Source organism: Pantoea sp. UBA6567, from assembly GCF_002434165.1.
GTDB classification, from domain to species: Bacteria; Pseudomonadota; Gammaproteobacteria; order Enterobacterales; family Enterobacteriaceae; genus Pantoea; species Pantoea eucrina.
The window spans coordinates 193,104-199,812 of sequence record NZ_DJJN01000006.1; the positions used below are offsets into that span (position 1 = coordinate 193,104).

The 6,709-nt window shown below is 56.9% G+C and carries 7 protein-coding genes; 4 read left to right on the top strand and 3 right to left on the bottom strand.

Annotated features, from left to right (window positions below):
* The first annotated feature begins 54 nt into the window (after window positions 1-54).
* A complete protein-coding gene (locus B4M48_RS06885) occupies window positions 55-504 on the top strand; it encodes a DUF4385 domain-containing protein (RefSeq protein WP_039383453.1) in 450 nt (149 codons plus the stop codon).
* Here the strand turns inward: B4M48_RS06885 and rimO are convergent.
* Complete coding sequence (gene rimO, locus B4M48_RS06890) at window positions 501-1,826, bottom strand: 30S ribosomal protein S12 methylthiotransferase RimO (protein ID WP_039383455.1); 1,326 nt, start codon at window positions 1,824-1,826, stop codon at window positions 501-503. The genes B4M48_RS06885 and rimO overlap by 4 nt on opposite strands.
* Before the next feature lie 305 nt (window positions 1,827-2,131).
* Here rimO and B4M48_RS06895 point away from each other — a divergent pair, with 305 nt between their 5' ends.
* Together B4M48_RS06895 and B4M48_RS06900 are read left to right on the top strand one after the other, a co-directional pair.
* Window positions 2,132-2,767: a carbonic anhydrase gene (locus tag B4M48_RS06895; RefSeq protein ID WP_039383457.1), complete on the top strand. Its 636-nt coding sequence runs from the start codon at window positions 2,132-2,134 to the stop codon at window positions 2,765-2,767.
* 105 nt (window positions 2,768-2,872) lie between these two features.
* A complete protein-coding gene (locus B4M48_RS06900; RefSeq protein ID WP_039383459.1) occupies window positions 2,873-4,006 on the top strand; it encodes a PQQ-dependent sugar dehydrogenase in 1,134 nt (377 codons plus the stop codon).
* On the opposite strand, the gene B4M48_RS06905 is transcribed toward B4M48_RS06900, so the two are convergent.
* The gene (locus tag B4M48_RS06905) at window positions 4,007-4,663 is read right to left on the bottom strand and encodes an HAD family hydrolase (protein WP_288656292.1); all 657 of its coding nucleotides are present in this window, start codon (window positions 4,661-4,663) and stop codon (window positions 4,007-4,009) included.
* 271 nt (window positions 4,664-4,934) lie between these two features.
* Between B4M48_RS06905 and B4M48_RS06910 the strand changes: the two genes are divergently transcribed.
* Window positions 4,935-6,137 carry a serine hydrolase gene (locus B4M48_RS06910; protein ID WP_071669030.1) on the top strand — a complete coding sequence of 401 codons (1,203 nt, stop codon included), beginning with the start codon at window positions 4,935-4,937 and terminating at the stop codon, window positions 6,135-6,137.
* 358 nt (window positions 6,138-6,495) lie between these two features.
* Here B4M48_RS06910 and B4M48_RS06915 read toward each other — a convergent pair.
* Window positions 6,496-6,709 (bottom strand): hypothetical protein (locus B4M48_RS06915; protein WP_288656294.1); only part of this gene is annotated, 214 nt, incomplete at its 5' end.

Here is a 6,709-nt window from a genome sequence, read left to right on the forward strand (position 1 = left end):
GCTGCCGGCGCAAAGCCGTCCCGGTGGCAGCTCAGGGCGCAAAGGAGAAGAGAGATGGAACCGTTTGATTATCAGCAGGATTATAAAAATCTTGATTTGCGACAGCACCCTGAGCTTTATCGCGTGGGGCGGGGCGAGCAGGGCGTACTGATGGTGGAACCTTACAAAAGCGAAATTTTGCCCTGGTGGCGTTTTCGTACCGTAGAGGTAGCGAAAGAGTCCTCGGAAAAAATTATGCAGCTGTTTGAAGCGTATCGCGAGAAAGATGATTTTGTCGGTATGGATATGGCGCGTAAATTTATTCAGATGGGGTATACGCGCGCCCGGCGCTACAGCAATCATCAGGGGGGACGTAAATATGATGCGGATGGCAAAGAGCTGCCGCGCACGGTAGAAAAAGAGAAGGCCGCAGCGGCGGCCATCTTTAAAGTATGCTGGGATAAATTACGCGCCGACGAAGATTATCTGAAGCGTAAAAAAGCGCACCAGCAGAAATATGGTTAGACGCGGCTGCCCCACAGATCGTATTCGTCGGCGTGTTCCACTTTCACCCGCACCACATCACCTGCTTTTACCTGCCGGTCGCCGTTGAGATAGACGGCACCGTCGATTTCCGGTGCGTCTGCCATGCTGCGTCCGACGGCACCTTCTTCATCCACTTCGTCAATGATGACCAGTATTTCGCGGCCCACTTTCTCCTGCAGGCGTTCGCTGGAGATCTGCTGCTGCAGCTGCATAAAGCGGTCAAAGCGCGCCTGTTTTACCTCTTCCGGAACCGGATCCGGCAGCTGATTGGCGGTGGCGCCTTCTACCGGGCTGTACTGGAAGCAGCCTACGCGATCGAGGCGCGCCTCTTTCAGAAAATCGAGCAGCATCTGGAAATCTTCTTCGGTTTCACCCGGGAAGCCCACGATAAACGTAGAGCGCAGCGTCAGCTCCGGACAGATCTCACGCCAGCGTTTGATGCGCTCCAGCGTACGCTCCACGGCGCCCGGACGCTTCATCAGCTTCAGGATGCGCGGGCTGGCGTGCTGCAGCGGAATGTCGAGGTAGGGCAAAATTTTGCCTTCTGCCATCAGCGGGATGACATCATCCACGTGCGGATAGGGATAAACATAGTGCAGGCGTACCCAGACGCCGAGTTTTGCCAGCTGTTCACACAGGCTCACCATGCTGGTTTTTACCGGCGCACCGTTCCAGAAACCGGTACGATGTTTCACATCCACGCCGTAAGCAGACGTATCCTGCGAGATCACCAGCAGCTCTTTCACGCCTGACTCAGCCAGACGCTTCGCTTCATCCAGCACGCTGCCAATCGGACGACTGTCGAGATCGCCGCGCATGGACGGAATAATACAGAACGTACAGCGGTGGTTGCAGCCTTCCGAGATTTTCAGATAGGCGTAGTGGCGCGGCGTCAGTTTCACGCCCTGCTCAGGCACCAGGCTCAGAAACGGGTTATGAACAGGTTTAGGTACATAGGTATGCACGTGCTCAAGCACCTGCTCATAGCTGTGCGGACCGGTGATCTCCAGCACTTTCGGATGCACTTCGCGGATCTGATCCACTTTGGCACCCAGACAGCCGGTGACGATCACTTTGCCGTTTTCATTCAGCGCTTCACCAATCGCTTCCAGAGATTCCTGAACCGCGCTGTCAATAAATCCGCAGGTATTAACGATAACGATCTCCGCGTCATCGTAGCGTGGTACCACGTCATAGCCTTCAGTACGCAGTTCCGTCAGGATACGTTCTGAGTCAACGAGGTTTTTAGGACAACCGAGTGAGACGAAGCCCACGCGTGGCGGATTAGTGACATGGCTCATAAGGATAAAAATTCATCATAATTAGTATGGACAGGAGCGCGATTGTACAGAGGTTGCAGCGGAAAATGTATAGCTGAAGCAACAATCTGCCTGCCTGCAGAATGTGAATGCAGCGCTATGCTTAGAGTGCACGGCGCAGCCTGACGCCGGGTATTTCAGCCCGCAGCGGGTTGTGCGGTTGCTGCGATTTTGCTTAAATGACGGGTTGTTGAAGGTAACTTATTCTCAACGCTGAAGAATTTAAACGCGTGCGCTGGCAGGCTATGCGATGACAGCGCAGCAGTGCATAGAGTGAGAGAAGACAAATGCAAGAGATCGTCAAAGGTTTTCTGAATTTTCAACAGAACGTATTTCCTGAAAGGAAGGATCTTTTCAAGAGTCTGGCTTCCAACCAGAATCCTAAAGCGCTGTTTATCTCCTGTTCAGACAGCCGTCTGGTGCCGGAGCTGGTCACGCAGCAGGAGCCGGGACAGCTGTTTGTGATCCGCAACGCCGGCAACATTGTGCCACCGTTTGGCCCGGAGCCAGGCGGCGTCTCTGCCACCATCGAGTATGCAGTACTGGCGCTGGGCGTAACGGAAATCATTATTTGTGGTCACTCCAACTGTGGCGCAATGAACGCGATCGCCTCCAACGCCGATCTGGAAAATATGCCGGCGGTCGATCACTGGCTGCACTATGCTAACGCCGCAAAAGCCGTGGTTGACGAGCGCAACTACGATTCTGTTGAGGTGCGCCTTAATGAGATGGTGAAAGAGAACGTTATAGCGCAGCTGAACAATATCAAAACGCATCCTTCCGTCTCGGTTGCTTTGCGTAAAGGCAAGCTGCGTCTGCACGGCTGGGTTTACGATATCGAAACGGGGAAAATCAACGCCCTGACCAAAGGCGGCGCAGAGTTTATCTGCCTGTCTGACAACCCTGAAACCTGCTTCGAGTAACCCCCTCCAGCCCGGCTTACGCCGGGCTTAATGTTTTGTAAATTTCCCCCGCTGCTGCGTGCGCGCTGTCTACCCTTAACGGCAGAGCGAATACAGGAGCAACCTATGCATATCTGGCGAGCAGCGCTGACTTCCGGCGCACTAAGCTGTTCTTCTCTGGCGCTGGCTGCGGATGTGGCGGTAGAGGTGCTGCAGGACAACCTCTCTCATCCCTGGTCGGTGGCCTTCTTGCCGGATAACCGCACGCTGCTTATCACTGAGCGCACCGGTCAGCTGCGCAGCTGGCAGCCTGAAGGCGGCCTGTCGAAGCCGATTCAGGGCGTGCCGCAGGTCTGGGCTGAGCGGCAGGGCGGGTTACTGGATGTGGTTCCGGCACCTGATTTCGCGCAAAGCCGCCGCGTATGGCTGAGTTACACCACGGCCGATAGCCGCGGGCGTGCCGGCGGCGTCGTGGGTTACGGTCAGCTGAGCGAGGATATGCAGAAGCTTAACGGGTTTCGCGTGGTGCTGGAGCAGACGCCTAAACTCTCCGGTGGTGCCAATATCGGTACCCGGCTCGCCTTTGACCGGCAGGGCTTTCTCTATGTGGCGTTTGGCGACAATTTTGTCAGCAGCAGCGCCCAGCAGCTGGATAAGCTGTCAGGAAAAATTGTTCGCCTGACGCAGGAGGGCGGCGTACCGCAGGATAATCCGTTTGTTCACACCCAGGGCGCCCGTCCGGAGATCTGGAGCTATGGCGTGCGTAATCCTCAGGGACTGGCGCTGAATCCCTGGACGGAGCAGATGTGGGAAAGTGAGCACGGGCCGCGCGGCGGCGATGAGGTAAACCGGCTGGAGAAAGGCCACAACTATGGCTGGCCGCTTGCCACGTACGGCATCGATTACAGCGGGCAGCCGGTGCCGGAAGCGAAGGGCACTCAGGTAGCAGGAACCGACCAGCCGCTGTTCTGGTGGAAGGTGTCACCGGCTCTCAGCGGCATGGCGTTCTACACCAGTACGCGCTTTCCGCAGTGGAAAAACGCGCTGTTTATCGGTGCACTGAAAGATAAAAGCCTGATCCGGCTGCGCGTTGAGGGCGATCGGGTCACGGAGGAGGAGCGGCTGCTGAGCGATCGTAATGAACGTATCCGCGATGTGCGTCAGGGGCCGGATGGCTGGCTTTACGTACTGACCGATGAAGCCAGCGGTAAATTGCTCCGGGTAGGCGTGCAGCCGGAGCAGGCTGAAACAGGTAACTAATCAGCGCGCCCAGCGGCAAATCTGCCAGCCGCGCTGCTCCGCCTCATGCTGCAGGCGCGCATCCGGATTGACTGCCCAGGCGTGGTCAGCCCAGGCCAGCAGCGGCAGGTCATTAAACGAGTCGCTGTAGGCCCAGGTGCGTGTGAAACTGAGCGCCTGCTGACGGGCCTGCCAGTCGCGCAGGCGAACCACTTTACCTTCGCGATAGGTTGCAGTGCCGAGCATAGAGCCGCTGTAGCGGGCATCAACAACTTCAGCATGAATGGCCAGCGCACCGTCCACGCCCAGACGTTCAGCGATAGGAATGGCAAGGTGATCGCCACTGGCGGTCACGATCAGCACCTTATCACCACGCTGCTGATGCCACTGAATGCGCTCCCGTGCGGCAGGAAACACACGCGGCAGGATGTCACGGTGGATAAAGCGTCTTATCCAGCCAGCCACGGTCGGCGTGGCCATGCCAGCCAGCGGTGCCAGCATGGTGTGCATATACTCTTCAATGGGCAGCTCGCCGGCGTAATAACGCTGCATCAGCCTGCGATCCTCATCAATCACTGTTTCAGGCGCAAATCCCTGTGACACCAGCCAGCGCAACCAGAGGCTGGTGCTGTCATCACATATCAGGGTTTCATCAAGATCGAACACGGCAAGATCCATAACGCTCTCCTCAGGCTGACTGATCCCAGCGTAGCGGAATTTTGTGACAGGCTTAGCTTTTCCGGACAAATTCAGAATTGTGCGCAGTTTTTTACCACCGCTGACGGCTTACACTGGACCGGACAGGATGTTGACCTGGATTAATATAAGAAAACTTAATTAACTTTACGATTCAACGGTTTTTTTCGCCAGCGTGAACCGTTAGCGTTTTACACGAGATCTTCCCCGCCCGCGAAAGCCCCGATTTTACAAGGACAATCTGGTTACGCCCATGAAACTACACCTTTGCGCATCGTTATTACGGCCCCTGGCTGCCTCCTCGCTGTTGTTTATTTTCCCGGCTGTTTCTCAGGCCGTTGACGCTCCGGCTGCCCCGCAAATCGAGGCCAAAGCCTGGGTTCTGATGGACTATAACAGCGGCAAAGTTCTGGCTGAATCGAATGCCGATCAGCGGCTCGATCCTGCCAGTCTGACCAAGATGATGACCAGCTATGTGGTAGGGCAGGCGCTGAAATCAGGAAAGATTCACAACGGTGATATGGTGACGATTGGCCAGGATGCCTGGGCGACCGGTAATCCAAAGCTGCGCGGCTCATCGCTGATGTTCCTCAAGCCCGGCGACCGTATTCCGGTATCAGAATTAAATAAAGGCATTGTTATTCAGTCCGGCAACGATGCCTGTATTGCGCTGGCAGATTATGTTGCCGGCAGCCAGGATGCCTTTATCGGGCTGATGAATAACTACGTTAAAGCCTTCGGTCTGCAAAATACGCATTTTATGACGGTGCACGGTCTGGACGCGGAAGGGCAGTACAGCACCGCCCGCGATATGGCGATTATCGGCCAGCGGCTGATAAGCGATGTGCCGGACGAGTATGCGCTGAACAGCGAGAAAGAGTTCACGTTTAACAATATTAAGCAGCGCAACCGCAACCGGCTGCTCTGGAGCTCCAACCTGAAAGTGGACGGCATTAAAACCGGACATACCTCAGGCGCAGGCAACAATCTGGTGGCGTCTGCCGTTGATGGCGATATGCGTCTGATCTCGGTCGTGCTGGGCGCACAAACCGACGCCATTCGTTTTCGCGAAAGTGAAAAGCTGCTGACCTGGGGATTCCGTTTTTATGAAACGGTAACGCCTATCAAAGCAGATAAGCCGTTTGCCCGCCAACGCGTCTGGTTTGGTGATAAGGGAGAAGTGGATCTCGGCGTGGCGAAAGATGCGGCGATTACCGTACCTAAAGGTCAGATGAAAAATCTGAAAGCGAGCTTTACCCTGAATACGCCGCAGCTGGAAGCCCCCATCGCTAAAAATCAGGTTGTCGGCACTATCGATTTCCAGCTGGATGGAAAAACCATCGAGCAGCGCCCGCTGGTGGCGATGGAAGCCATACCGGAAGGCGGCTTTGTCGGGCGGATCTGGGATTTTATTATGATGAAATTCCACGGCTGGTTCGGGAAGTGGTTTAGTTAGGACGCGGGGGCTGGTTACGGGCCGGTTCCGTTCGCCCCACGGGGGCTGGTTCCGTTCGCCGTCAGCTGCGGGGGCGCAGATTAAGCGCCGGTTCCGTTCGCCGTCAGTTGCGGCGGCGGCCTGTGCTCCGGCACGGCGCTGCTGCCCCGGGGCCGGTTCCGTTCGCCGTCAGCTGCGGCGGCAGCCTCCGCCCCGGCGCGGCGACCGGGCAGAGGGCGCCAGGCCGCGCCCTCTGCACTCCCCGGCCCTGCGCCAGCCCCGCCCGCCGCTGCGCGGTTCCCTCGCTCACGCCCGCTTCCCCGGGACCGGCCGCCATTCGCTCCTGCTCACCGCGCCCTTTCGCCGACGTCCTGTCGGCTCATCCCGGAACCGTGCCTTCCCTCGGCGGACCCGGATGGCGCTTCCCCCGGCTGCTGCTTTTTTTCTCTTCAACAAGTGTCTTATGGCTGAAGGTTCTGTAGAGAAGGCTCAGCGCACACCAAACCAAATTTAAAAAAAGAAACGAAGAACTTGCAGGCGGGGAGGGAGGCGCCATCCGCAGCGCCGGGCGCAGAGTGACGGCCAGGGCGAGC